Consider the following 25,990-nt stretch of genomic DNA (forward strand, 5'->3'; position numbering starts at 1 on the left):
GCAAGCCGGGCCGGGGGAACGGCGGGCGGCGCGCCCGTCCGACGCCGGGTGAACAGTGGACGAATCCCCGGTGCGGAGCGCCCCGTGCCGGTGCGGCGCGCGTCCGTTAGGGTTCCCCTCGATCGCAAACGTCGGAGGGCGGACGGTGGGCAGACTCGCGGCGGCGTACCGGCAGGCGGTCGATCGGCATCGACGGGCGGTGCGGCACTGGGAGACGGCCCGGCGGCTGCTGGGCGCCGCCGGCCCGGCGCCGGTGGGCAGCCCCGAGCTGGTCGCGCGGCTGGCCCGCCTCGGCGGTGAGCTGGCCGCCGCGGTGCCCGGCACGGCCCGCGTCGCGACCCACCCCGTTCCGGTACGCCTCGGCGCCGCGACCACAGTCGACGGCGCGTTCCCGGTGCTCGTGCCGGTGGGCGCGGGCGCGCACCTGGCGGTCGACGCGGACGCCCGCGACCCGCGCGTCGGCGAGCTGCTGCGGGCGGTGGTGGTGCGGCTGCTGACCGCCGCACCGGCCGGCGCGATCCGGGTGGCCGGCATCGACCAGGCCGCCTTCGGCGCGGCGTTCCTGCCGCTGCGTCCGCTGCACGACGCCGGGGTGCTCGCCGCGACGGCGACCACAGAGGCGGAGACGACGGCCCTGCTCGACCTGGCCGAGCGGCACGCGCGTACCGCCCAGCGGTCCGCGCCGGAGGACCGCGAGCTGCTGGTGGTGGTCGCCGCGTCCGCGCCGCCGCCCCGGGAACTCGCCCGCCTGGCCGCGCTCACCCACGCCGGCCCGGCCGCTGCGGTCTGCGTGCTGCTGGCCGGCCACCCACCGGCCGGGCCGACCGCCGCGCCGCCGCTGGGCGCCACCACCCAGCTGCGCGTCACCGAGCGGTACACGCTCGTCGGCGACCCGCCCGGGCGCCCGTTCAGCACCGACGGCAGCGGGCTGGCCGCGCCCGTGGTGCTCGACGGCGACCCGTCGCACGCCACTGTGACCGCGCTGGCCCGCCGGTACGCCGAGGCCGCCGGCCAGGACGGCGTCACGTTCGCCGACCTGCTGCCCGCGCAGCGCTGGGCCGGGTCCGCCGCCTCCGGGCTGCGTACCGTGCTCGGTCGGGCCGGCCGCCGGCCGCTGAGCGTCGCGTTCGACGACGCCACCCCGCACTGGCTGGTGGGCGGGCGGACCGGCGCCGGCAAGACCGTCCTGCTGCTCGACGTGCTCTACGGGCTGGCCGCCCGCTACTCCCCGGCCGAGCTGCGGTTGATGCTGCTCGACTTCAAGGAGGGCGTCAGCTTCACCGAGTTCGTGCCCACCGACCGTGACCCGTCCTGGCTGCCGCACGCCGACGCGGTGGGCATCGAGTCCGACCGCGAGTACGGCGTGGCGGTGCTGCGCGAGCTGCGCGCCGAACTGGGCCGCCGCGCCGACCTGCTCAAGCGGCACGGGGTCAGCCGGCTCGCGGATCTGCCGCCGAACGCCCGGCCACCCCGGATCGTCACAGTCGTCGACGAGTTCCACGTGCTGTTCGCCGGCAACGACGCGCTGGCCCGGCAGGCCGTCGACCTGATCGAGGAACTGGCCCGCAAGGGCCGCTCGTACGGCCTGCACCTGGTGCTGGCGAGCCAGAGCACCACCGGGATCGAGGCGCTCTACGGCCGGGCCGAGGCCATCTTCGGGCAGTTCCCGCTGCGGATCGCGCTACCAGGCGGCGACGCCGTGCTGGACCCGCGCAACGACGCCGCGCGCGGGCTCACAGTCGGCACGGCAGTGGTGAACACCGGCGCGGGCGCGCCCGGCGCGGACGTGGAGGTGCGGTTCCCCGACGCGCACGCCGCCTCGGCCGACCTCGCCGCGCTGCGCCACGAGCTGCACGCGGCCCGCCCGGCCGGGGCGCGCCCGCCGGCCGTCTTCCGGGGACACGAGACGCCCCGGCTCACCGGCGACCCCGCCTGGACGGCGCTGACGCCGGGCGCCGGCCCGCCGTACGCGCTCGTCGGCCGCGTGGTCGACGTCCCCGGCAGCCCGGCCGGCTTCGCGCTCGACGCCAGCCCCGGCCGGCACCTGGCAGTGGTCGGCACCTCGGCGGCCGGCGCGGACGTGCTCCGGTCGGCCACCCTGTCGCTGGCCCGCCAGCACGCACCCGGCGCCGCCCGGTTCCTTTTCACGCCGCTGGCGCCCGGCACCACCGACGCCGCCGACGACCTGGCCATGACGCTCGCCGCCGCCGGGCACCAGGTCCGGCGCCTGGACGCCGCCGCGCTGCGCGCCCAGCTCGCCGAGGCCGCGACCGGCGACGCCCCGGATTCCGGGCGCACCTACCTGGTGGTGTTCGGGATGGACGCCGCCGCCACGACGCTGGCCGCCTCCGACCCGGCGACGTTCCGCTCCGGGTACGACGACCTGCGCGCCGTGCTGCGCCAGGGCCCCGCGCGCGGGGTGCACGTGCTCGGCTGGTGGCGCGGGCTGCGCCGGCTCGCCGACGACCTCGGCGGCAGCGGGCACCGCGACGACGTGACGGGCCTGGTCGCGCTCAACGTGCCCGCCGCCGACCTGGGCCTGCACCTCGGCGTCCACGACCTCGCGTACGTCCCGCGTGAGGGCCGTGCCCTGCTCGTCGACCGGCACGAGCACCGCACCGCGCTGATCGTGCCGTTCGCGGCCGGGGGGGACAGCACATGAGTGGGTTCGACGAGTACGCGGCGCTGCTGCGGGAGCTGTCCACCCGGCAGCGGGGTGGGGAGCGGGAGATCGCCGCCGAGGCGGAGCGCCGCCGCGGCCTCCAGTCCGCCGTCGACACGCTCGGGCAGCGGCTCACCGCCCAGGGCCAGCACCTCGACCGGCTCGGGCAGGCGATCGGCGTGCCGATGACGTCGGTCCCGGCCGAGGCGCCGGCACCGGCGATGGTGGCCGGTGGGGGAGCGCCCGGTCCCGCGCCCGGACCGGGGGACGGGGTGCCCGGCGGCGCAGCCGACGCGCCGGGGCGGCCGGACGTCGGGGCGTACCCCTCGGGGGGTGTTCCGGCGCCGCGGGCCGGCGACCCGGCGGCGGAGCTGGCGGCGGCGGGCCGGCTGGCCGAGGAGGCCGACGGGTACGGGCAGCAGGCCGACGCGCTGGCCCGCACGCCGGTGTTGCTGCCCACCTGGTCCGCGTCGGCCCGGGCGGTGGTGGTGTACGCGGGCTGCGCGCTGGCTGGTTCGCTGCTGATGCTGATCGCGATAGTGGGTTCGTCGCTGCCGGTGACCGGGCTGGACCTGGTGGCGGCGCTGTCCTGCGCGGGCGTGCCGTTGATGTCCTTCGTGGCCGGTCAGGTCGTGCTCGCCCGCTGGGGCCGCCCGGTGGTGGAGGGCGAGGCGCCGCCGGCCGGGCGGTACGTGCCGCTCGGCTTCGTGATCTGCGCGCTGGTCTCCCCGTCCTTCTTCTGCCTCTACCTCCTCCTGTTCCGCCTCCTCCGCTGACCCCGGCCCTTCTCCTCCCACCCCGCCCTCACCCCACCCCGCTCCGTCGATCATGGAGTCACGGCCCCGAGGATGCGGCATTTGTGGCCTTCGGGCGGGCGGGGAGTGCAAGATCGCGAAGGCGGTGGGGCGGGACGGGGCGGTAGGCTCGCGGGGTCGGTGAGCTGGGGAGGGCGTGTGAGCGCGGCGGAGATCATCGCCAGGCTGGCGGCGGCGGCACAGAAGCTGGACGAGGCCAAGGCGCGCACCGCCGCTGCGGCGCAGGACGCGGCCGAGGCGCGGGCGCTGGTGGCGGGCGCGCTGGAGGGGGCCACGGCGGGCCCGTTGATCGGGGTCATCGACTCCTACCGGCAGGCGCTGGCGCAGGCCGCACAGGGCGGGGAGCCGGCCCGGCAGCACGTGCAGGAGACCATCGCGAAGGTCCAGGCGCTGGGCAACTGAGCCCGGTCCGGCATGCCGGTTTGCGCTGAGGGCGCCACAAGGGTTACCGGGGCGTAACTTTTCATTGACGTGTGTGAAATCGGACACGCATCATCGTGTCCACGATCGATCGGATCCCACCCGTCCCCCCGGCTCCGCCCGGGTACCTCCCCCCGGAGGTGCAGCCCATGCTGCTCCGAACGATCCTGGCCGCCACCACCGCCGCCACCGTCCTGCTCGTCCCGGCCGCCGCCCAGGCCGCCGCCCCGGAACCCGCAGCCCCGCCGACCACGGCCACCGTCGCCACCGCCGCGGAACGGGCCGCCGCCGCGGCCGCCGACCCGGTGATCGTGGTCGGCGGCCTGAGTGGAATCTCCATCGCGTACGAGCCGATCGCCGCCCGGCTGCGCGCCGACGGCTACCGGGTCTCGATCTTCCAGTTGCCGAACCTCGGCCTCGGCGACATCCGCGAGTCCGCCCGGGCGTTGTCGTCCTACGTGGACCGGGTGCGCGCCGCCACCGGCGCGGCCCGGGTCGACCTGGTCGGCCACTCCGAGGGCGGTCTGGTCAGCCGCTGGTACGTCAAGTACCTCGGCGGCGCGGGCACCGTCGACCAGTACGTCAGCCTGGGCAGCCCGCAGTACGGCACCTACGTCGCGAACCTGGTCGCCGTCCTCGGGCTGGGCAGCTGCGCCGGGGTGATCGCCTGCCAGCAGATGACCATCGGGTCGAGCTTCCTGGCCGACCTCAACGCCGGGGACGACACGCCCGGCCCGGTGCGCTGGGCCACCGTGCGCACCTGGCAGGACGAGCTGGTCCGGCCGGTCGACAACGCCGTGCTCGCCGACGGCGCCACGAACATCCTGGTGCAGGCGTGGTGCCCGTTGCGGGTCGTCGGCCACCTGGGGCTGGTGCTGGACGGCCCCACGTACACGGCGGTGCGCCAAGTGCTCGCCGGCGCCCCGGTCCAGCCGAACTGCTTCGCGGTCTGACACACGTGCCCGGGCCCGCCGCCGCGCAGGCCCGGGCACGTCCGGCCGCGCCGTCGCTCAGCCCGCGTCCCGTCCCGTGATCACGTCGGCGGCCCGCCAGGCCAGCGCGGTCACCGGGGCGCTGGTCCAGCCGGCCACCATCACCGGCAGCACCGACGCGTCGACCACCCGCAGCCCGTCCACGCCCCGCACCCGCAGTTCGGGGTCGACCACGTGCTCGTCGCCGGCGCCCATCGCGCAGGTGCCGATCGCGTGATAGCCGCAGTAGCCGCGCGCCACGGCCGCCTCGACGATCTCCGCGTCGGTCGTGGTCGCCGTCCCGGGCACCGTCTCGGAGCGGATGCGCTTCGCGATCGGGCCGGTGCCGAAGAACTCCCGCATCCGGCGGAACAGGTCCACCGCCACCCGCCGGTCGTGCCCGGTGGTGAGGTAGTTCGCCACGATGGCCGGCGGCGTACGCGGGTCCGCGTCGGTGATCGTCAGGCTGCCCTCGCTGTCCGGCCGCGTGACGGTGCCCAGGCACATCACGCCCGGCTCCCGTTCCAGTTCCAGCGCCTTGCCGGGCCGGGGCGGGGCGGCCGAGAACGGCGCCATCAGCAGGTGCGCGTCCGGACGTTCCAGCTCCGGGCGGGACTTGAGGTGGGCCGCCACGTCCAGCACCGGCAGGGCGAGCGGGCCGCCCCGGGTGAGCAGCCAGCGCAGCGTCGCCCGGGCCTGCCCGAGCGGGCTGCCGATGGTCATGTTGTGGCCGCCGGGCTCGGCGAGGCGGTACTGGAGCACGATCGACCGGTGCTCGCGCAGCCCGGCGCCGACCCGGGGCCGGTCCAGCAGCACCGGCACCCCTGCGGCGCGCAGCGTGTCCGCCGGCCCGATGCCGGAGACCTGCAACAGATGCGGTGTCGCGAGCGCGCCCGCGGCGAGGATCACCTCACCCGCCGCCCGGTACTCGATGTCCCGGCCGCCGTGCGCCGCCCGTACGCCGACGGCCCGGCCGCCCTCGACGAGCACCCGCAGGACCACGGCGCCGACCTCGACTGTCAGGTTGGGCCGGCGCCGCACCGGGTGCAGGAACGCGTCGGCGGCGCTGACCCGGCGTCCGGCGTGGATGGTGGCGGTGGGGTAGCCGATCCGTTCGTCGTCGTGGGCGTCCAGGTCGTCGGCGCGGCGCCAGCCCAGCTCGGCGCCGGTGGCCACCATCTCCTCGGCGAGCGGGTCGGTGCCGGTGGCGATGGACAGCCGCACCGGGCCGCCCGTGCCCCGGTGCGGCGCGGGCCCGAGCGGGTGGTCCTCCAGCCGCGGGAACACCTGCGACATGGCGGACCAGCCCCAGCCCAGCGGTGCGAGGGCGTCCCAGTCCCGGGCCGCGCCGCGGCTCCAGATCATGCCGTTGACCGACGTCGAGCCGCCGATCATCCGCCCGCGCTGCCAGATCTCCTGGCGGCCCGGCCCGGTGGTGGCGGGGTAGTGCCAGGCGGTGCGCCGGTCGTCCATCAGCCGGGAGAACGCCTTCGGCACCCGCACGTACGGGCTGCGGTCCCAGCCGCCCGCCTCCAGCAGCAGCACCCGTGTCCCCGGATCCTCGGTGAGGCGGTTCGCCAGCACGCACCCCGCCGCGCCGGCCCCCACGATGACGTAGTCGAACTCCTCCACAGCGGACCCCCACTCGTGAGAATCCCTCTGACAGTAGTTGTTCGATCACATTCCGCGAAAGGGCCGGGCGGCGTCCGGGTCAGGCGGCCTTGGCCAGCGCCTCGAACTCGTCGTCGGTCAGCTCCACCTCGGCCGCGGCCACGTTCTCCTCCAGGTGCGCCACCGACGACGTACCCGGGATCGGCAGCATCACCGGCGACCGGCGCAGCAGCCAGGCCAGCGCGAGCTGCGCGGGGCTGGCGCCGTGCGCGGTCGAGATCGCGTCGAGCGGGCCGCCGGCCCGGGCCAGGTTGCCGGTGGCGATCGGGAACCACGGGATGAACGCCAGGTCGTGGCGCTCGCAGTGCGCCAGCACGTCCTCCGCGCTGCGGTCGGCCAGGTTGTAGAGGTTCTGCACGGACACGATCGGCGTGATCGCCCGGGCCGCCTCGATCTGCTCGACGCTGACCTGGGACAGCCCGATGTGCCGGATCTTTCCCTCCTGCCGCAGCAGCGCCAGCTCGCCGAGCTGGTCGGCCAGCGGCACCTTCGCGTCGATCCGGTGCAGCTGGTAGAGCGGGATGCAGTCCAGGCCCAGGTGGCGCAGGCTCAGCTCGCACTGCTGGCGCAGGTACTCCGGGCGGCCCACCGGCCGCCAGTCGTCCGGACCGGAGCGGGTCAGCCCGGCCTTCGTCGCGATGACCAGGTCGTCGGCGTACGGGTGCAGCGCCTCACGGATCAGCAGCTCACTGACGAACGGCCCGTACGAGTCGGCGGTGTCGATGAAGGTGACCCCCAGCTCGTACGCGCGGCGCAGCACCCGCACCGCCTCGGCCGGATCCTTCGGGTCACCCCACACGCCGGGGCCGGTGAGCTGCATCGCCCCGTAGCCGAGGCGGTCGACCGGCAGGTCGCCACCGATCCGGTAGCTGCCCGACGCCTTGGCGGGCTGGGTGCTGGTGGCCATTCGCGGTCCTCCTGTGCTCGTTCGTGCCTCGCGGGGCGGTACTGCGCCCCGGCCCCTGGACATTCCCCGGATCGCGGCGGCGAAGCACTGGTAGTTGCGGCGAGCGGCCCCGGCGCACCGGGCCGCCGTGGGAGGCTGGGCGGGACGGTGGTCAGGAGGTGCGCATGGCCGCGACGCCACGGCTCGACTTCGCGCTGGACACGTACGAGTGCATCGTGCTCTACCCGGGGCCCTCCGGGCGGGCCCTGCCGGACGAGACCGTGCAGCGGCTGCAGGCCGAGCACCTCCAGCACATGCGGGCGCTGCAACGGCGCGGCATCGTGCTCGTGGACGGGTCCGTGGACGGCCCGGCCCGGGAACCCGACCCGCCGATCGGTTTCGGCCTGGCCCGCACCGGCTCGGTGGACGACGTCCGCAGCGTCATGGAGGCCGACCCGGCGGTGCAGGCCGGGCTCTACCGGGTCGAGGTGCTCACCTTCCTCTGCCCGGCCGGCTCGCTGGAGTTCCCGCTGGTCAAGACGGAGAGCTGAGGCTCCTCGCGCGCCCCTGCGACGACACCGCTCGCTGCCGCGTACCCAGTGCTCGCCGACGGCCGGACGGCCGGGCGCGACGGTCCCACAGTGCCCCGGGCCGACCCGTGACGGGGAGCGGTACGATTTCTCACCGCGCGGTCGCCGATGCCCGCCACACGACGTTCCGGTGCGGTACGCCTACCGCCCGCCCACGCGGTTGACGCGCGTCGTTGGACAAATGTTCCGCAGTCCGCAAGGGGTCGGCCGGGAGGCCGATCCGGAGGAGAGACTAGCCTGATGGGCGTGACACGCCGCGCGAAGATCGTCTGCACTCTCGGCCCCGCCACCTCGTCCCCGGAGCGTATCCGGGGACTCGTCGAGGCAGGCATGAACGTGGCGAGGCTCAACTTCAGTCACGGCAGTCACGAGGATCACGAGTCGGTCTACCGGCTGGTCCGCGAGGCGGCCGAGGCGTCCGGCAAGCCGGTCGCGGTGCTCGCCGACCTCCAGGGCCCCAAGATCCGCCTGGGCAGGTTCGCCGACGGCCCGCACGAGTGGCGCACCGGCGACTCCGTCGTGATCACCGGCGACGAGGTGGTGGGCACCAAGGAGCGGGTCTCCTGCACCTACCGCAAGCTGCCGCAGGAGGTGAAGCCGGGCGACCGGCTGCTGATCGACGACGGCCGGGTCGCCGTCGAGGTCAGCGACGTCACCGGCAACGACATCCGGTGCCTGGTCACCGAGGGCGGTCCGGTCTCCAACAACAAGGGCGTCTCGCTGCCGAACGTCGCGGTGAGCGTCCCGGCCCTGTCCGACAAGGACGCCGAGGACCTGCGCTTCGCCCTCGGCCTCGGCGTCGACCTGGTCGCGCTCTCCTTCGTCCGCTCGCCGGAGGACATCAAGCTCGTCCACTCGATCATGGACGAGGAGGGTGTGCGCCGCCCCGTCCTGGCCAAGGTCGAGAAGCCGGAGGCGGTCGACCACCTGGAGGCGATCGTGCTCTCCTTCGACGGAGTCATGGTCGCCCGCGGCGACCTCGGCGTCGAGCTGCCGCTGGACCAGGTGCCGCTGGTGCAGAAGCGTGCCGTGCAGCTGTGCCGGGAGAACGCCAAGCCGGTCATCGTGGCCACCCAGATGCTCGACTCGATGATCGAGAACTCCCGCCCGACCCGCGCCGAGGCATCCGACGTGGCGAACGCGGTGCTCGACGGCGCGGACGCGGTGATGCTCTCCGGCGAGACCAGCGTCGGCAAGTACCCGGTGCTCACCGTCAGCACCATGGCGAAGATCGTCACCACCACCGAGGCCGGCTCGATCGCCGTCCCCCGGCTGCAGCACGACCCGCGTACGCACGGCGGCGCGCTCACCGTCGCCGCCTCGTCGATCGCCCGCGCCATCGGCGCCAAGGCCATGGTCGCGTTCTCGCAGACCGGTGACACCGTCAAGCGGCTGGCCCGGCTGCACTGCGACCTGCCGCTGCTGGCGTTCACGCCGGTGCCGGAGGTGCGCAACCAGCTCGCGCTCTCCTGGGGCGTGGAGACGTTCCTGATGCCGTTCGTCCAGCACACCGACGACATGTTCCGCCAGGTCGACCAGGCGCTGCTCGGCCTCAACCGGGCCAACCCGGGCGACTACGTGGTGATCGTGGCGGGCAGCCCGCCCGGCACCCCGGGCTCCACGAACACGCTGCGCGTGCACCAGTTGGGCTCGCTGGTCGATGCGGCCTCGGCCCGGGCTCTCCAGTGAGCGCGAGGAGTGAGCCGGGTTTGCGAGCCCCGCAGTCGCGAACGAAGGTGACGCGGTGAGTGGTGTGGCCACCGGGCAGGCGGCGGTCGACCAGCTGCTGGAGGTGCTCGACCTCGCCCGTACCGGGGAGATGACCTTCCGGGGGATGAGCCCGCAGGTGGGCCCGCAGCGGGTCTACGGCGGGCAGGTCGCCGGCCAGGCCCTGGTCGCGGCCGGCCGCACCGTCGACGCGGAGCGGGCCGTGCACTCCCTGCACGGCTACTTCGTGCGCCCCGGCGACCCGGCCGAGCCGATCGAGTACCAGGTGGAGAACGTCCGCGACGGCCGGTCCTTCTCGGTGCGCCGCTCGGTGGCGTTGCAGCACGACAAGCCGATCTTCTTCATGTCGGCGTCGTTCCAGCGCCAGGAGGAAGGGCTGGACCACCACGCCCCGCTCCCGCCGGACGTACCCGGCCCGGACGACGTGCCGACCATGACCGACCGGCTCTCCCGCTACCCGGAGCGGCTCGGCATCTGGGGGATGATCCCGCGCCCGATCGACGTGCGCTACGTCGGCGAGCCCGGCTGGGTCCGACCCGGTGACCGCCCGGCCGAACCGCACCAGCGGGTGTGGATGCGCCTGGACGGCAAGCTGCCGGACGATCCGCTGCTGCACGCGTGCGCCCTCACGTACGCCTCCGACCTGACGCTGCTGGACTCGGTGCTGTCGGTGCACGGCGAGGTGTGGGGGCCGGGCGGTGTGGTCGGCGCGAGCCTCGACCACGCGCTGTGGTTCCACAGGTCGTTCCGCGCCGACGAGTGGTTCCTGTACGACTGCTGGAGCCCGTCCGCGTCCGGTGCCCGCGGCCTGGCCACGGGCCGGATGTTCACCACCGACGGCCGGCACATCGCCAGCGCCGTGCAGGAGGGGCTGCTGCGGCGCGTCGGCGGCTGAACGCCCGGCCGGTGATCGTCCGGGCGCGGGTCGGAGGGCCGGTCCGCACGGCAGCGGACTAACCTGGCCGTATGCGTCTCTCCGCCCGGGTCGACTATGCCCTCCGCGCGGCCGCCGAGCTGGCCTCTGTCGCGGACCGGGGGACCACCGGGCGGAGCCGGCCGGTGACCGCCGAGCAGATCGCCCGCGCGCAGGACATCCCGCCGAAGTTCCTGGAGAGCATCCTGCTGCAACTGCGCCGGGGCGGCATCGTGCACGCCCAGCGTGGCCCCGAGGGCGGCTACTGGCTGGCCCGGCCCGCCGGGGAGATCTCCCTGGCCGAGGTGATCCGCGTCATCGACGGTCCGCTCGCGCACGTACGCGGGCAGCGGCCGGAACAGCTCGGCTACCAGGGTGCGGCCCGCGCGTTGCAGGACGTCTGGATCGCGCTGCGGGCCAGCGAGCGGGAGATCCTCGAGCTGGTCACCATCGCCGACGTGGCCGCCGGCGCGCTGCCCGGCCGGGTCAACGAACTGGCCGCCGACCCGCGCGCCTGGAGCTGACGCCAGCTTCCGCACACCCCGGCACACCGTCCGGCGTCTCCTACCAACCGGATGGGGGACTTGACCCGGGGCGCCTCCGTGCCGCATTGTCGACCAAGTTGATAGGAGATACCGAAAAGTCAGGGGGCGCTCGTGCGCAAGCTGCTGGTCCTCGCCCTCGTCGGGCTCGCCGCGCAACTCGTCGACGGTGCGCTCGGCATGGCGTACGGACTGACCTCCTCGACGCTTCTCCTGTTCGCCGGCGTGGCGCCGGCCGCGGCGTCCGCCTCGGTGCACCTGGCCGAGATCGGCACCACGCTCGCCGCGGGCGTCTCGCACTGGCGTTTCGGCAACGTCGACTGGAAGGTGGTCGGCCGGATCGCGCTGCCCGGCGCGATCGGCGCGTTCGCCGGGGCGACGTTCCTCAGCTCCATCTCCACCGAGGCGGCGGCGCCGTGGATGGCCGCCATCCTGTTCACGCTCGGCGCGTACCTGCTGGTGCGGTTCTCCCGGCCGCTGCGCGCCAACCGCGCCGCCGGCCGGCTGCGCAGCCGCTTCCTCGCCCCGCTCGGCCTGGTCGCCGGCTTCGTCGACGCCACCGGCGGCGGTGGCTGGGGACCGGTCGCCACCCCGGCGCTGCTGGTCTCCGGCCGGATGGAACCCCGCAAGGTCATCGGCTCGGTGGACACCTCCGAGTTCGTGGTGGCCGGCGCGGCCAGCATCGGCTTCCTGATCGGCCTCGGCTCCGAGGGCTTCCTGCTGCCCACTGTGGCCGCGCTCCTGGTCGGCGGCCTGATCGCCGCGCCCATCGCGGCCTGGCTGGTCCGCATCGTCCCCGCCCAGCTGCTCGGTGCCGTGATCGGCGGCGTGATCGTGCTGACCAACGCCCGCACGCTGCTGAGCGCCGGCGGCGTGGGCGGCTCGGTGCCGGTGGTGGTGTACGCGCTGCTCGGCGCCGCCTGGCTGGTCGCCGTCGGGCTGGCGGTGCGGGCGCTGCGCCGTGCCCGCCGGGCCCGCGCCACCGTCGACGTGGCGCTGACCTCCGCGGCGCCGGCCGACGCCGCGATCGCCTCCGCGTCGCCGACGGGGGCCGCGATCGCCTCCGCGTCGCCCGCCGAAGCGGTGGAGCCCGCCGCGGCGGGGGAGTCCGTCGAGCCGGCGGAGGCCGCGAAGTCGGGGCAGGTCCGGGAGCCGGTGGCCACCGCCGAGACCACCGAGAACGCGGAGTCGCGGAAGCTCGCCGCCGCCGTCGAGGGCTGAGCCGCTCGCGGCCCTGGGCCGCGCCGTCGCCCGGCCGCGCCGTCGCCCGGGAGGGCTCTGTCTCGGCGTTTCGGCCATTCCTTCTCGCCGGCCGCCGCTCCACCGTTGTGCCGCGCTTGTGGGGGTGTCCGGCGGTGACCTAGGCTGACGGAGCGCGGAGCCGAATCACCGACGTCGATGTGTTGACGTCGCCCGTCGCGTCAGGGCACGTAACCGCCGGTCCGGGCAGACCGGCCCCGTCGCGTGCCTGACCTCCGCGAAAGGCATTCCCCGTGCACCCCACCACCCCACGCCGCCGGATCGCGCTGCTCGCCGCGGCCTCGGCGGTCACGCTGTCGGCCGGCGCGCTCACCACGATGACGGCCGCCGCGGCGGCCGTCGCCTGCCGGGTCGACTACCGGATCACCAACCAGTGGAGCGGCGGCTTCGGCGCCGACGTGACAGTGACCAACCTCGGCGACCCGGTCAACGGCTGGACCCTCGGCTGGAGCTTCGCCGCCGGCCAGCAGGTCGTCCAGGCGTGGAACGCGACGGTCAGCCAGTCCGGCGCGCAGGTCAGCGCCCGCGACGCCGGCTACAACGCGGCCATCGGCACCGGCGGCACCGCGAACTTCGGCTTCAACGGCTCGTGGAACAACGCGTCGAACCCGGTCCCGGCCGCGTTCACGCTCAACGGCACCGCCTGCACCGGCGCGCCGTCCACCAGCGCGCCGCCGTCGACGCCACCACCGAGCACACCCCCGCCCAGCACGCCACCGCCGAGCACGCCACCGCCGTCGACGCCCCCGCCCACCACGCCGCCGCCGACCACCCCGCCGGCCGGCGCGAAGCAGATGGAGGACCTCGACCGGGGCCTGGTCAGCGTCCGCTCCGGCAGCGGGAACCTGGTCTCCTGGCGGCTGCTCGGCACCGAGACCACGGGGGTTTCGTTCAACCTCTACCGGGGCGGCACCAAGGTCAACGGCAGTCCCATCACCGGCGCCACCACGTACCTGGACAGCGGCGCGGCGGCCGGATCGGCGTACACCGTGCGGGCCGTGGTGAACGGCGCCGAGCAGGCGGCGTCCGCCCCGGCGCTCCAGTTCGCCAACGGTTACCTGGACGTGCCGATCCAGCCGCCGCCCGGCGGCACCACCCCGTCGGGGGAGGGGTACAGCTACTCGGCGAACGACGCGAGCGTCGGTGACCTCGACGGCGACGGCCGCTACGAGTTCGTGCTCAAGTGGGACCCGTCGAACGCCAAGGACAACTCGCAGTCCGGCTACACCGGCAACGTCTACGTCGACGCGTACACGCTCACCGGCACCCGGCTGTGGCGCATCGACCTCGGGCGCAACATCCGCGCCGGCGCCCACTACACCCAGTTCCAGGTGTACGACTACGACGGCGACGGGGACGCCGAGGTGGCCATGAAGACCGCCGACGGCACCCGCTCCGGCACCGGCCAGGTGATCGGCAACGGCTCGGCCGACCACCGCAACTCCAGCGGCTACGTGCTCGCCGGCCCGGAGTACCTGACCATGTTCGACGGCCGCACCGGCGCAGCCGTGTCCACAGTCGACTACGACCCGCCGCGCGGCACCGTCTCGTCCTGGGGTGACTCGTACGGCAACCGGGTCGACCGGTTCCTCGCCGGCACCGCGTACCTGGACGGGCAGCGACCCTCGCTGATCATGGCGCGCGGCTACTACACCCGAGCCGTCGTCGCGGCCTGGGACTTCCGCGACGGCACGCTGCGCAAGCGCTGGACGTTCGACTCGAACGCCTCCGGCAACGGCGCCGCGGCAGGCCAGGGCAACCACCAGCTCTCCGTGGCCGACGTGGACAACGACGGCCGTCAGGAGATCGTGTACGGCGCCGCCACCATCGACGACAACGGCCGGCTGCTGTACTCCACCGGCAACGGCCACGGTGACGCCCTGCACGTCGGTGACCTCGACCCCGCCCGCTCGGGCCTGGAGGTGTTCAAGGTCGACGAGGACGGCAGCAAGCCCAGCTCCTGGATGGCCGACGCGCGTACCGGGCAGATCATCTGGCAGACCGCGCCCAGCGGCGACAACGGCCGTGGCGTCTCCGGCGACGTCTGGGCCGGCAGCCCGGGTGCGGAGTCCTGGTCGTCGGCTGTCGACGGGCTGCTCAACACCCGGGGGCAGAACGTCGGGCGCAAACCGTCGTCGGCGAACTTCCTGATCTGGTGGGACGGCGACCCGGTCCGGGAACTGCTCGACGCCACGAAGATCGACAAGTACGGCACCGGCGGCGAGACCCGGCTGCTCACCGGCAGCGGCGTCGCCTCGAACAACGGCACCAAGTCCACCCCGGCGCTCTCGGCCGACCTGCTCGGCGACTGGCGGGAAGAGGTGGTCTGGCGCACCTCCGACAGCACCGCGCTCCGCATCTACAGTACTCCGGTCACCACCGGCCTGCGCCTGCCGACGCTGATGCACGACCCGCAGTACCGGGTGGCAGTGGCCTGGCAGAACACCGCCTACAACCAGCCGCCGCACCCGGGCTTCCATTTGGGCGACGGCATGAGCACGCCGCCGGCGCCGAACATCTACCTGCGCTGAAACGGCAGGCACCGGGTCGCCGGCCGCGGAATCCGCTCCGCCGGCGACCCGGTGCACCACACCGCAGCATTCCCGACCCGTCCCGACCGGGAATGCCGTACCACCACCGGGGACAAAGTTATGCGTCCCACGCGACGGTGCGGTGACGTGGCTATGAAGAGCGTGTTTCAGCCCTCCCGGCGCAGCCCGCCCGCCACCTTCTCGGCGATCAGCTCGAACGAGCGGACCCGGTCCGCCACGTCGTAGACCATCGTGGTGAGCATCAGCTCGTCCGCGCCGGTGCGCTCCAGCAGTTCCCCGAGCTGCCGGGCCACCGTCTCCGGCGAGCCGGTCGCCTGGCCGTCGCGGCGCTGGGCGACGAACTCCCGCTCGAACTCCGAGTACGGGTACGCCGCCGCCTCCTCCGGCGTGACCAGCGGCTCCGGCCGCCCCGACCGCAGCTTCAGGAACGACAGCCCGGCCGGCCCGGCCAGCCACTCGGCCCGCTCGTCGGTCTCCGCGCAGACCGCGTTCACCGCCACCATCGCGTACGGCCGGTCCAGCCACTGCGACGGCCGGAAGTTCTGCCGGTAGAGCTGCAACGCCGGGATCGTGTTCTGCGAACTGAAGTGGTGCGCGAACGAGAACGGCAGCCCGAGCAGGCCCGCCAGCTGCGCGCTGAATCCGCTGGACCCGAGCAGCCACACCTGCGGCGACTGGCCACGGCCCGGCGTCGCGGTGATCCGACCCGGCTCGGCGCCGGAGAAGTAGTTCATCAGGTCGGCCAGCTCACGCGGGAAGTGCTCGGCCGACAGGCCCTCCATGGTGCGGCGCAGCGCCAGCGCGGTCACCTGGTCGGTGCCCGGCGCCCGGCCGATGCCCAGGTCGATCCGGCCCGGGTGCAGCGCCTCCAGCGTGCCGAACTGCTCGGCCACCACCAACGGCGCGTGGTTGGGCAGCATCACGCCGCCCGAGCCGAGCCGGATCGTGCTGGTGTTCGCCGCCAGGTGCGCGAGCAGCACCGCCGGAGCGGAACTCGCGATGGCGGGCATGTTGTGGTGCTCGGCCACCCAGAACCGGCGGTAGCCCAGCTCCTCGGTGCGGCGGGCCAGCTCCGTGGTGTACCGCAGCGCCTCACCGGCACTGCCGGTCGCCGCCACCGGGGCAAGATCAAGAACAGACATGGGTACGTCGATCACAGATAGGTGCAACCCGCGACGTGCCGGAATTGTTCCGCCGGGTGCGCTACCCCATACCCCGGGCCTGCTCGAAGATCAGGCTGGTCTGCGTGTGCTGCACCGCCGGATCGACAGCCAGATGATCGAGTACGAAGTCCCGCAGCGCGTCGCCCGACGCGGCCCGCACGTGCAGCACGTAGTCCTCCGCGCCCGCCACGTGGAACACCGACACCACCCCCGGCAACCGCACCGACCGGGCCCGGAACGCGTCCACAGCGGCCCGCTCGTGCGCGGTCAACCGCACCGAGACCAGCGCCTGCAACGGCAGACCCACCGCCGCCGGATCCACCTCGGCGTGGAACCCGCGGATCGCCCCGCACTCGCGCAGCGCCCGCGTACGCGTCAGGCACGTCGACGGCGCCACCCCGACGCGCTCGGCCAGCGCGTTGTTCGGCAGCCGGCCGTCGGCCGCCAGCTCGGTGAGGATCGCGCGGTCGGTGTCGTCCAGGCCGGCGAACGGCCGTACATCATTCGGTGCGGCAGGCATGTGACCATCCTTCACCGAATCACTGTCCGGCGAAAGCGTGATTACCAGAATGTTGTTCGCTGCTATTGCCTCCCGCCGTCGTCATGTTCGACGCTTCCGGCATGACTTCCGTGGACACCGCAGCCGTACACGCCGGGCGCGCCGACCTCGCCGGGCTCGGCGTCCACGTCCCGCCCATCGACCTGTCCACCACCAACCCGCTGCCCTCGGTCGCCGGCGGCGGTGACGACTACGAGACGCTGGCCACCGGCGGCACCCTCCCGGCCGGCGGCAGCGCCGTCTACCAGCGCCTCTGGAACCCCACCGTGGCCCGGTTCGAGACCGCGCTCGCCCAGCTCGAAGGCACCGCCGAGGCCGTCGCGTTCGCCAGCGGCATGGCCGCGCTCACCGCCACCCTGCTCGCCGCCACCCGCGACGGCAAGCGCCACGTCGTCGCCGTCCGCCCCCTCTACGGCGGCACCGACCACGTCCTCGCCACCGGCCTGCTCGGCACCGAGGTCACCTGGGCCACCCCCGCCGACGTGGCCGCCGCGATCCGCCCCGACACCGCCGTCGTCGTGGTCGAGACGCCGGCCAACCCCAGCCTCGACCTGGTCGACATCGCCGCGCTCGCCGACGCCGCCGGTGACGTCCCGCTGCTCGTCGACAACACAGTCGCCACCCCGGTGCTCCAGCAGCCCGCCCGCCACGGCGCCGCGCTCGTGCTGCACAGCGCCACCAAGAGCATCGGCGGCCACGGCGACGTCCTCGCCGGCGTCGTCGCCTGTGGACCCGAGTGGGCCGCCCGGCTGCGCCAGGTCCGCGCCGTCACCGGCGCCGTCCTGCACCCGCTCGGCGCGTACCTGCTGCACCGCGGCATCCAGACCCTCCCGCTGCGCGTCCGCGCCCAGCAGGCCGGCGCGGAGAAGCTCGCCGCCTGGCTCGCCGGGCACCCCGCCGTCGAGCGCGTCCACCACCCGTCGCTGCACGACCCGGCCGGGCTGGTCGGCCGCCAGATGTCCGGCACCGGCAGCCTGCTCGCCTTCGAGGTACGCGGCGGCGCGCCCGCCGCGGCCGAGGTCGCCGGCGCCTGCGAGCTGATTACGCACGCGGTGTCGCTCGGCGGCGTCGACACGCTGATCCAGCACCCGGCGTCGCTCACCCACCGGCCGGTCGAGGGCGACGCCAAGCCCTGCGGCGGGCTGCTGCGCGTCTCGGTCGGCCTGGAGGACCCGGAGGACCTGCGGGCGGATCTCGCGCGGGCACTGGCGCGGATCTGACGGCGGCCGGTCGCCCGCGGCGTCGTCGGGTCACGACTTCGGGCCGACGTGCCGGTCGAGGGCGGCTACCGCCTCCCGGCGGGCCACCGACAAGGAGTTGCGGCGGTTCATCCGCCAGGCGATGCCGAGCCGGTCGAGGGCCTGCTGGCAGAGGCCGATGATGTCGGCCGACTCGTTGTTGAACATGTAGCGGGGATAGACGTACTCCTTGCCCCGCACGACGACCCGGTTGGCGAAGCGGCACCCGTCGGAGTGGAAGAGGCCGCGCAGGAAGTCGCCCGCCTGGGCCTCGACGATGGGGCGCTGCCAGTCCGCGAGGACGATCGGACGCCGGTGCTTCCTACCGGGCCCGTGTTGCGGGAACAGGCACGGCCAGTGCCTGCCGTAGCTCTGCACGCTGACGCAGCCCGGATGCCGGACGCGCTGGACCTTCTCCGCCAGGACCCGTCGCATGGCGTCGTCGCACGCCTCGATCAGCCCGGGCCAGCTGTCACTGCAGGAGATCCGGAGCACCGGCACCCGTGCCCTGGTCACGAGATGCCCGTCGCCCAGGTAGAGCCCGAGGAGATAGGCGTAGGCCGCCGGGTCTGTCGGAACGCGGACACCCTCGCGGCAGCGGAAACACCGCAGCGCGGTGCCGTGCTGCTTCGGCTCCGGCCGATCCCTGCACCAGTGCCAGACGGTGCGGTAGTTGAGGCCCACCGCGCGGGCCGCCTCCGCGACGGTGGCCCCGGACAGGAAGGCCTGACGTGCTCGCGCGCGTATCTCGGGTGGATGCACGCGGACATCTTCGAACGCGCGTACGACAGTTTCGGTGTCCCCGGTGGGATTCGAACCCACACTGTCGGAGGTTTGAGCTCCGTTTCTCTACCGATTGGAATACGGGGACAGGCTCGCGCGACGCTCTCGCGTCGTGCCATAGGTTACCTACTACGCTAGGGGCGGCGACACCCGGCAGGGCGGGTGTCGGGCTCGAACCGGTGGGAGTGGCTCGTGGGCGAGATGCAGGCGGACGCCGAGCGCAAGCGCGTTCTGATCGCCGAGGACGAGGCGCTCATCCGGCTGGACCTGGCCGAGATGCTCGTCGAAGAGGGCTACGAGGTGGTCGGCGAGGCCGGTGACGGCGAGACCGCCGTCAAGCTCGCCGAGGAACTCAAGCCGGATCTGGTCATCCTCGACATCAAGATGCCGATCATGGACGGGCTGGCCGCCGCCGAGCGGATCGCCGGCGCGCGCATCGCCCCGGTGATCATCCTGACCGCGTTCAGCCAGCGTGACCTGGTGGAGCGGGCGCGGGCGGCGGGCGCGATGGCGTACCTGGTCAAGCCGTTCCAGAAGAGCGACCTGGTGCCGGCGGTGGAGATCGCGCTGTCCCGCTACTCCGAGATCGCCGCGCTGGAGTCGGAGGTCGCCGGCCTCACCGACCGGCTGGAGATCCGCAAGACCGTCGAGCGCGCCAAGGGCGCGCTGATGACCACGTACGGGATGACCGAGCCGCAGGCGTTCAAGTGGATCCAGCGCACCGCGATGGACCACCGGATGACCATGAAGGAGGTCGCCGAGCGGATCCTCGCCGAGACCGCCGGCGGCGAGGTGGAGCAGCCCGCGTCCTGACCTTCCGGGGAGGCATCCGATCGATAGGATCGGATCCATGTCTCCCGCGCGCGTCCGGCCGATCCTCGTCGCCGCCGTGCTGCTCCTGTCGGCCTGCCACGCCACTCCGCGACCGCTGCCCGAGCCCGCGCCGGTCCGCCCGCAGTGGCAGCCCGTCGAGCTGGCCCTTCCCGCCGGCGCCACCGGGCGTCCGGTCCTGCGCGACACCGCGCGGTGCGCCGGCCGGTGGTACGCGGTGGGCGGGCTGGTCGATCCGGCGGGGGAGACCCGGCCGGCGGCGTGGTCCTCGTCGGACGGCGTGACGTGGTCACCGATTCCGGTGCGCGGTCAGACGTTCTACGGCCGTCAGCACGTGCTCTACGCGGTGGCGTGCCGCGCCGACGGGATGGCGGCGCTGGGTGCGAAGACGGGTGGCGTGCACGGCAATCCGCGTACCGGGACGTGGGTGTGGCGTCCGGGCGGGCCGTTGCGGGAGGTGCCGGCGGCGTTCGAGTTGTTCGGCGGTCCGCGCGCGGTGAGCGCGTCGCGGCTGGCCGCGGGTCCGGGTGGTTGGCTGGTCGCCGGGTCGCGCGCGGACGGTGCGGCGGTGTGGACGTCGCCGGATGCCGAGGGGTTCGTGCTGCGCGAGGGCGTCGCGGAGCTGGCCGGCGACGGCCGGGGCCGGACGGCGGCGTACGACGTGGCGGCGGTGGGGTCGGGCTGGCTGGTGGTGGGGTCGTTGCTGCCGCCAGGCGGTACGGCCCGGACGCCGCTGTCGTGGTTCTCGGCGGATGGCCGGGTGTGGCGGCGGCTGGCCCTGCCGGTGCCGTCGGGGGCGGCCGGGGCGGCGGAGCGGGTGGTGCCGGCCGACGGCGGTCCGGTGGCGGTCGGCCCGCTGGGTGACCGCTTCGGGGTGTGGCGCGGGTGCGGCGAGTGTGGCTCGCCGTCCGCCGGTTCGGCGGGTGCGGCGCAGGGGTGGCGGCGGGTCGGCGGGTTCGGCTCGGCGGGCCCCGGGGTGTCGTCGGTGGACGCGCTCGCGGCGTCCGGTGGGCGGCTGGTCGCGGTGACCGGGGACGGGGCTCAGCGACGGCTCTGGATGTCGCGTGACGGTGGTGCGTCGTGGCTTCCGGTGATCACGCCGGTGCCGGTGCCGGACGGGGGCGACGCGGCGCTGGCGGTGGCCGTCCGCGACGACCGGCTGCTCGTGGTCGCCGATGACGGAAAGGTATCCCGTGCCTGGTGGGGGGCGTTGCCGACCGTCGATCGGTAGGGGGTGGGGAGGGCCTGGCCCGTTACCGAGGAATAGTCGGCGAAAGCCTTTGCGCGCCTTCGGTTCTTACGCCGATGGGCTTGAATCCGCCACGGCGTGTAACGGTTCGGTCAACCCCGCTTTCCAGGTCTTACGCCACCGCTCGCGGTGGGATAACGTCCCGCCCCAGACCGGCGACGACGGTCTTGGTTCGTCCACCCCGCAAGGGCCAATCAGCGGCGGGTGGTTCGGATCATGGACGGAGGAGGGTTCGGGCCTTGAGGCAGAAGCTCGCACGCGTGATCGGCGGGGTCGCCATGCTGGCGCTCGTCGCCGGTGGCACCGCTTGTTCCAGCGGCAGCGACGATGAGGGTTCCGGGGGCAGCGCCTGCGGGAGCAAGATCGCTTTCTTCGGCGCGCTGACCGGAAGCTCGGCCGCGCTGGGCATCAACGAGAAGAACGGCGTCAAGCTGGCCGTCGACAAGTACAACAAGGAGAACGCGGACTGCAAGGTCGAGCTCGCCGAGCTCGACTCGCAGGGCAGCCCGGACCAGGCGCCGGGTCTGGCCCAGAAGGCGATCGACGACACCAAGATCCTGGGTGTCGTGGGTCCGGCCTACTCGGGCGAGTCCGAGGCCGCCGGCCCGCTGTTCAACGAGGCCGGTCTGGTCACCATCACCCCCTCCGCGACCAACCCGACCCTGGCCACCAAGGGCTGGAAGACGTTCTTCCGTGCGGTCGGCAACGACCTGAGCCAGGGCCCCGCCGCCGGCGTCTACATGAAGAACGTGCTCAAGGCCGACCGGGTCTACGTCATCGACGACCAGTCCGCCTACGGCGCCGGCCTGGCCGACGAGGTCAAGAAGGTGCTCGGCCCCGCGGTCGTGGGCAGCGACAAGGTCCAGGGCGAGGGCAAGCAGACCGAGTTCTCCGGTGTGGTCACCAAGGTCAAGGCCGCCAACGTGAAGGCGGTCTTCTACGGCGGCTACTACCAGGAGGCCGGCCTGATCCGTAAGCAGCTCACCGCTGCCGGCGTCACCGCCCCGCTGGTCGCCGGTGACGGCGTGAACGACGGCGCCTACATCACCTCCGCCGGCCAGGCGGCTGCCGAGGGCACCATCCTCACCTGCCCCTGCCAGCCGTCCACCGAGGCGCGCGGCACCTTCGCGGCCGACTTCAAGGCGCTCAACGGCACCGACCCGGGCACCTACAGCGACACCGCGTTCGACGCGGCGAACATCCTGCTGGCCGGCATCAAGGCCGGTAAGACCACCCGTGCCGACCTGCTGGAGTTCGTCAAGGGCTACAACGGCGAGGGCGTGGCGTCGACCTACAAGTTCGTCGAGGGTGGCGAGCTGGACCCGGCGCAGGTCAAGGTCTGGGCGTTCAAGGTGCAGGGCGGCAAGGTCGTCCCGGACCAGGAGATCCCCAAGTCCTGATCGGTCGATCGCTGGGCTGGCGATTGAGTTGTGATCGCGGGTGCGGCCGGGAGCTGGCTCCCGGCCGCACCCTCTTTTTCTCTTGAGCGACGGAGTGTCCCTCCCTTGGACTTCGACGGCTTGTTCTCCAACTTCGGGGAACTCACCACGACCGGCTTGACGCAGGGCGCCATCTACGCCCTGGTCGCGCTCGGCTACACGCTTGTCTACGGCGTGCTCAGGCTTATCAACTTCGCCCACTCCGAGGTCTTCATCGCCGGCGCGTTCGCCGCGATCTGGACCTGGAACGGCTTCGGACTGGACCAGAACTCGCAGGTCAGCGGCGTCGGCTCGATCCTGTTCTACCTGCTGGTGGCGATGATCGTGGCGGCCATCGCCTCGGCGGGCACCGCGACGGTGATCGAACGGGTGGCGTACCGGCCGCTGCGGAAGCGCAACGCGCCGCCGCTGGCGTTCCTCATCACCGCGATCGGCGCCTCGATCGCGATCTCCGAGGCGTTCGGCGTCTACACGCGGCGTCTGCCGGAGGGTGCGCCCCGGCTGGTCAGCTCCGAGCCGCTGTTCCACATCGCCGGGGTGCCGATCGACGCGGTGCAGCTGCTCACGGTCGGCTCCGCGCTGGTGATGATGTTCGCGCTGGACCAGTTCATCAACCGCAGCCGTACCGGCCGCGGCATCCGTGCGGTCGCGCAGGACGCCAACACGGCGGCCCTGATGGGCGTCAACAAGGACCGCATCATCCTGATGGTCTTCATCGCCGGTGGCACCATGGCCGGTGTCGCGGGCCTGCTCTACGACGTGCGGATCCAGACGCTCACCTACAGCGTCGGCTTCCTGCTGGGTCTCAAGGCGTTCACCGCGGCGGTGCTCGGTGGTATCGGCAACCTGCGCGGCGCGCTGATCGGCGGCCTGCTGCTCGGCGTCGTGGAGAACTACGCCTCGGGTCTGTTCGGCAGTCAGTGGAAGGACTTCGCCGCGTTCGCGGTGCTCGTCGTGCTGCTGATGTTCCGGCCGACCGGTCTGCTCGGCGAATCACTGGGGAGGGCACGCGCATGACGACCACCATCGACCCGCCGGAGCGGCGGGAGACGGCGGCGGACAAGCTGCGGCAGGGCCGGCACGCGATCTCGGAGCGCTGGCGTCACGCACCGCGCTGGGTGCGCTGGGTGCTGCTCGCCGCGGTCATCGCGTTCTTCTACGCGCTGCCGAACAAGGAGTTCTACCAGTACCTCGGGCCGATCCCGACGCCCGGGGCGAACTTCACCCAGGTGCTGTTCACGGTCTCGATCTACGTGCTGCTGGCGGTCGGGCTCAACATCGTGGTCGGCTTCGCCGGCCTGCTCGACCTCGGCTACTTCGGCTTCTTCGCCGTCGGCGCGTACACGGTCGCGGTATTGACCTCGCCCAGCAGCAACCTCAAGACGCTGTGGCCGTGGCTGCTGGTGGTGCCGATCGCGATCGCCCTGACCATGGTCTCCGGCGTCATGCTGGGTACGCCGACGCTGCGTCTGCGTGGTGACTACCTGGCGCTGGTGACGCTCGGCTTCGCCGAGATGATCCGGATCGCGGCGGTCAGTTCCGAGTTCCTGCGGGGACAGCGGGGCTTCAGCGAGATCCCGCACCCGCCCGGCCAGTACGCCGACGGCCGGCCGTGGTTCGGCGTGCTCGACGCCCGCCCGTACTACTGGCTGGTGCTCACGCTGATCATCCTGGTGGTGATCGGGGTGCGGAACCTGACCCACAGCCGGGTCGGCCGGGCCTGGATCTCGATCCGCGAGGACGAGGACGCCGCCCAGCTCATGGGCGTGCCGACGTTCAAGTTCAAGCTGTGGGCGTTCGCCTCCGGCGCGGCCATCGCCGGCCTGGCCGGCGCACTGTTCGCCGGTAAGCAGAACTTCGTCAACTCGCAGAACTTCGAGCTGCTCAACTCGATCATCATCCTGGCCGCTGTCATCTTCGGCGGCTCGGGCAACATCGTCGGCGCGATCGTCGGCGGCGGCCTGGTGGCGTACATGATCGAGCGGTTCCGTGGCATCGAGCTGTTCGGCATCGAGCTGTACGAGTACCGGTTCCTCTTCTTCGGTCTGGTGCTCGTGGTGATGATGATCTTCCGGCCGCAGGGCCTGATCCCGAACCGGCGACGAGCGGCGGAGTTCAAGGACCGCCGCAAGGAGGTGATCGTCGGTGAGTGACACCGAGCAGAACCCGAAGGTTCCGGTCCAGGCGGCGGCCCCCGCCGTCGAGGCGGTCGGCAAGCGGGAGCCGTTGCTGGAGGTCGACCACGTCACGCTGCGCTTCGGCGGCGTGGTGGCCCTCAACGACGTGGACTTCACCCTCTACAAGGGTGAGATCCTCGGTCTGATCGGCCCGAACGGCGCCGGCAAGACCACCTGCTTCAACGCGATGACCGGCATCTACCAGCCCACCGAGGGGCAGATCCGGTTCCTGGGCCAGAAGATCAGTGGCAAGAAGCGCCACCAGATCACCCGGATGGGCATGGCCCGTACGTTCCAGAACATCCGTCTCTTCCCGGAGATGACCGCGCTGGAGAACGTCCAGGTCGGCGCGGACGCGCACCACAAGACCAGCGTGATCTCCGCCCTGCTGCGCCTGCCGCGGCACTGGAAGGAGGAGCGCGAGGGCCGGGAGAAGGCCGAGCGCCTGCTGGAGTTCGTCGGCATCCGCAACCGGATGCACGAGTTCGCCCGCAACCTGTCCTACGGCGAGCAGCGGCGGTTGGAGATCGCCCGCGCGCTGGCCACCGACCCGAAGCTGCTCTGCCTGGACGAGCCGGCCGCCGGCTTCAACCCGGCGGAGAAGGAGGAGCTGCTCCAGCTCATCCGGCAGATCCGGGACCAGGGCGTGACGGTGCTGCTGATCGAGCACGACATGCGCCTGGTGATGGGCGTGACCGACCGGATCGTGGTCCTGGAGTTCGGAAAGAAGATCGCCGAAGGGCTGCCCGCCGAGGTGCGGGACAACCCGAAGGTGGTCGCGGCGTACCTGGGGGTGCCGGACGATGCTGCTTGAGATCGAGGACGTGAGCCTGCTCTACGGGCGGATCCAGGCGCTGCACGGCATCAGCCTGACCGTGGACGAGGGGGAGATCGTCGCGCTGATCGGCGCGAACGGCGCCGGCAAGTCCACCACCATGCGGGCGATCTCCGGCATCCGGCCGGTCGCCTCCGGCAAGATCAAGTTTGCCGGTGAGGACATCACCAAGCTCCGGGCCGACCTGCGGGTCCGGCGCGGGCTGTGCCAGGCGCCCGAGGGCCGGGGCATCTTCCCCGGCATGTCGGTGCTGGAGAACCTCGACATGGGCGCGTACACCCGGCGCGACAAGGCCGGCATCGCGCAGGACCTGGCCCGGGTGCTGGAGCTGTTCCCGCGGCTGGCCGAGCGGCGTAAGCAGGCCGGCGGCACGCTCTCCGGCGGCGAGCAGCAGATGCTCGCGGTCGGCCGGGCGCTGATGAGCCGGCCGAAGCTGCTGCTGCTCGACGAGCCGTCGATGGGTCTCGCGCCGATGCTGATCCAGCAGATCTTCACGATCATCACGGAGATCAACCAGCAGGGCACCACCATCCTGCTGGTGGAGCAGAACGCCCAGCAGGCGCTGGCGCGCGCCCACCGGGCGTACGTGCTGGAGACCGGCCGGATCGTCAAGAGCGGCACCGGCGCGGACCTGCTGCACGACCCCTCGGTCAAAGAGGCCTACCTCGGCGTGGCCTGACCGGCCGACCCCTCGCAATAAGGAGTA

Annotated in this window: 23 protein-coding genes and 1 tRNA gene; 18 read left to right on the forward strand and 6 right to left on the reverse strand. The window is 73.1% G+C overall.

Annotated features, from left to right (window positions below):
• Nucleotides 1-145 precede the first annotated feature (145 nt).
• The 4 genes from M8C11_RS09555 (at nucleotide 146) to M8C11_RS09570 (ending at nucleotide 4,850) form a co-directional block, all read left to right on the forward strand.
• Nucleotides 146-2,662 carry an FtsK/SpoIIIE domain-containing protein gene (locus tag M8C11_RS09555; RefSeq protein ID WP_252449297.1) on the forward strand — a complete coding sequence of 839 codons (2,517 nt, stop codon included), beginning with the start codon at nucleotides 146-148 and terminating at the stop codon, nucleotides 2,660-2,662.
• Nucleotides 2,659-3,438, forward strand: coding sequence for a hypothetical protein (locus M8C11_RS09560; RefSeq protein ID WP_252449298.1), 780 nt, complete (start codon nucleotides 2,659-2,661; stop codon nucleotides 3,436-3,438). Before M8C11_RS09555 ends, M8C11_RS09560 begins: the two co-directional genes overlap by 4 nt.
• A 177-nt stretch (nucleotides 3,439-3,615) precedes the next feature.
• The gene (locus M8C11_RS09565) at nucleotides 3,616-3,879 is read left to right on the forward strand and encodes a DUF6244 family protein (RefSeq protein WP_013287536.1); all 264 of its coding nucleotides are present in this window, start codon (nucleotides 3,616-3,618) and stop codon (nucleotides 3,877-3,879) included.
• A gap of 167 nt (nucleotides 3,880-4,046) precedes the next feature.
• Nucleotides 4,047-4,850 (forward strand): alpha/beta fold hydrolase, encoded by an 804-nt coding sequence (locus M8C11_RS09570; RefSeq protein ID WP_252449299.1) that lies wholly within the window; start codon nucleotides 4,047-4,049, stop codon nucleotides 4,848-4,850.
• Between the two features lie 57 nt (nucleotides 4,851-4,907).
• On the opposite strand, the gene M8C11_RS30505 is transcribed toward M8C11_RS09570, so the two are convergent.
• Complete coding sequence (locus tag M8C11_RS30505) at nucleotides 4,908-6,500, reverse strand: GMC family oxidoreductase (protein ID WP_252449300.1); 1,593 nt, start codon at nucleotides 6,498-6,500, stop codon at nucleotides 4,908-4,910.
• A 79-nt stretch (nucleotides 6,501-6,579) separates the two neighbouring features.
• Nucleotides 6,580-7,446, reverse strand: coding sequence for an aldo/keto reductase (locus M8C11_RS09580; RefSeq protein WP_120568872.1), 867 nt, complete (start codon nucleotides 7,444-7,446; stop codon nucleotides 6,580-6,582).
• A 164-nt stretch (nucleotides 7,447-7,610) separates the two neighbouring features.
• On the opposite strand from M8C11_RS09580, the gene M8C11_RS09585 reads away from it, so the two are divergent.
• The 6 genes from M8C11_RS09585 (at nucleotide 7,611) to M8C11_RS09615 (ending at nucleotide 14,989) form a co-directional block, all read left to right on the forward strand.
• A complete protein-coding gene (locus tag M8C11_RS09585; protein ID WP_013287532.1) occupies nucleotides 7,611-7,976 on the forward strand; it encodes a YciI family protein in 366 nt (121 codons plus the stop codon).
• Between the two features lie 279 nt (nucleotides 7,977-8,255).
• Nucleotides 8,256-9,704, forward strand: a complete 1,449-nt coding sequence (gene pyk / locus M8C11_RS09590) for a pyruvate kinase (protein WP_120568873.1) — start codon at nucleotides 8,256-8,258, stop codon at nucleotides 9,702-9,704.
• Nucleotides 9,705-9,768: 64 nt separating this feature from the next.
• Nucleotides 9,769-10,638: an acyl-CoA thioesterase II gene (locus tag M8C11_RS09595; RefSeq protein ID WP_013287530.1), complete on the forward strand. Its 870-nt coding sequence runs from the start codon at nucleotides 9,769-9,771 to the stop codon at nucleotides 10,636-10,638.
• Between the two features lie 71 nt (nucleotides 10,639-10,709).
• Nucleotides 10,710-11,180: an Rrf2 family transcriptional regulator gene (locus tag M8C11_RS09600; protein ID WP_120568875.1), complete on the forward strand. Its 471-nt coding sequence runs from the start codon at nucleotides 10,710-10,712 to the stop codon at nucleotides 11,178-11,180.
• Nucleotides 11,181-11,312: 132 nt separating this feature from the next.
• Entirely contained in the window at nucleotides 11,313-12,419 is a 1,107-nt protein-coding gene (locus M8C11_RS09605; RefSeq protein ID WP_252449301.1) for a sulfite exporter TauE/SafE family protein, read from the forward strand.
• Between the two features lie 272 nt (nucleotides 12,420-12,691).
• Nucleotides 12,692-14,989, forward strand: coding sequence for a cellulose binding domain-containing protein (locus tag M8C11_RS09615; RefSeq protein ID WP_308212734.1), 2,298 nt, complete (start codon nucleotides 12,692-12,694; stop codon nucleotides 14,987-14,989).
• A gap of 167 nt (nucleotides 14,990-15,156) precedes the next feature.
• Here the strand turns inward: M8C11_RS09615 and M8C11_RS09620 are convergent, their stop codons facing one another.
• Both M8C11_RS09620 and M8C11_RS09625 read right to left on the reverse strand, forming a co-directional pair.
• A complete protein-coding gene (locus M8C11_RS09620) occupies nucleotides 15,157-16,152 on the reverse strand; it encodes an LLM class flavin-dependent oxidoreductase (RefSeq protein ID WP_252449302.1) in 996 nt (331 codons plus the stop codon).
• Nucleotides 16,153-16,213: 61 nt separating this feature from the next.
• A complete protein-coding gene (locus tag M8C11_RS09625) occupies nucleotides 16,214-16,693 on the reverse strand; it encodes an Lrp/AsnC family transcriptional regulator (protein ID WP_047894721.1) in 480 nt (159 codons plus the stop codon).
• Between the two features lie 83 nt (nucleotides 16,694-16,776).
• On the opposite strand from M8C11_RS09625, the gene M8C11_RS09630 reads away from it, so the two are divergent.
• Nucleotides 16,777-17,952, forward strand: a complete 1,176-nt coding sequence (locus M8C11_RS09630; protein WP_252449303.1) for a PLP-dependent aspartate aminotransferase family protein — start codon at nucleotides 16,777-16,779, stop codon at nucleotides 17,950-17,952.
• Nucleotides 17,953-17,982: 30 nt separating this feature from the next.
• Here M8C11_RS09630 and M8C11_RS09635 read toward each other — a convergent pair whose 3' ends face one another.
• Entirely contained in the window at nucleotides 17,983-18,732 is a 750-nt protein-coding gene (locus M8C11_RS09635; RefSeq protein WP_252449304.1) for a transcriptional regulator, read from the reverse strand.
• A 35-nt stretch (nucleotides 18,733-18,767) separates the two neighbouring features.
• Nucleotides 18,768-18,841: transfer RNA gene (locus tag M8C11_RS09640), tRNA-Leu, on the reverse strand.
• A gap of 104 nt (nucleotides 18,842-18,945) precedes the next feature.
• Between M8C11_RS09640 and M8C11_RS09645 the strand changes: the two genes are divergently transcribed.
• The 7 genes from M8C11_RS09645 to M8C11_RS09675 all read left to right on the forward strand — a co-directional run bounded on the left by M8C11_RS09645 (nucleotide 18,946) and on the right by M8C11_RS09675 (nucleotide 25,963).
• Nucleotides 18,946-19,566: an ANTAR domain-containing response regulator gene (locus M8C11_RS09645; protein WP_013287522.1), complete on the forward strand. Its 621-nt coding sequence runs from the start codon at nucleotides 18,946-18,948 to the stop codon at nucleotides 19,564-19,566.
• Nucleotides 19,567-19,603: 37 nt separating this feature from the next.
• Nucleotides 19,604-20,815: a hypothetical protein gene (locus tag M8C11_RS09650; protein ID WP_252449305.1), complete on the forward strand. Its 1,212-nt coding sequence runs from the start codon at nucleotides 19,604-19,606 to the stop codon at nucleotides 20,813-20,815.
• A 257-nt stretch (nucleotides 20,816-21,072) separates the two neighbouring features.
• Nucleotides 21,073-22,233 carry a branched-chain amino acid ABC transporter substrate-binding protein gene (locus tag M8C11_RS09655; RefSeq protein WP_121683030.1) on the forward strand — a complete coding sequence of 387 codons (1,161 nt, stop codon included), beginning with the start codon at nucleotides 21,073-21,075 and terminating at the stop codon, nucleotides 22,231-22,233.
• Between the two features lie 105 nt (nucleotides 22,234-22,338).
• Complete coding sequence (locus M8C11_RS09660) at nucleotides 22,339-23,289, forward strand: branched-chain amino acid ABC transporter permease (protein ID WP_121683029.1); 951 nt, start codon at nucleotides 22,339-22,341, stop codon at nucleotides 23,287-23,289.
• The gene (locus M8C11_RS09665) at nucleotides 23,286-24,425 is read left to right on the forward strand and encodes a branched-chain amino acid ABC transporter permease (protein WP_252449306.1); all 1,140 of its coding nucleotides are present in this window, start codon (nucleotides 23,286-23,288) and stop codon (nucleotides 24,423-24,425) included. The genes M8C11_RS09660 and M8C11_RS09665 overlap by 4 nt, the downstream gene beginning before the upstream one ends.
• Entirely contained in the window at nucleotides 24,418-25,263 is an 846-nt protein-coding gene (locus M8C11_RS09670; RefSeq protein WP_091420549.1) for an ABC transporter ATP-binding protein, read from the forward strand. Before M8C11_RS09665 ends, M8C11_RS09670 begins: the two co-directional genes overlap by 8 nt.
• Nucleotides 25,253-25,963 (forward strand): ABC transporter ATP-binding protein, encoded by a 711-nt coding sequence (locus M8C11_RS09675; RefSeq protein ID WP_252449307.1) that lies wholly within the window; start codon nucleotides 25,253-25,255, stop codon nucleotides 25,961-25,963. The genes M8C11_RS09670 and M8C11_RS09675 overlap by 11 nt, the downstream gene beginning before the upstream one ends.
• Nucleotides 25,964-25,990: the final 27 nt, after the last annotated feature.

This window comes from Micromonospora sp. CPM1, from assembly GCF_023896895.1.
GTDB lineage: Bacteria > Actinomycetota > Actinomycetes > Mycobacteriales > Micromonosporaceae > Micromonospora > Micromonospora tulbaghiae.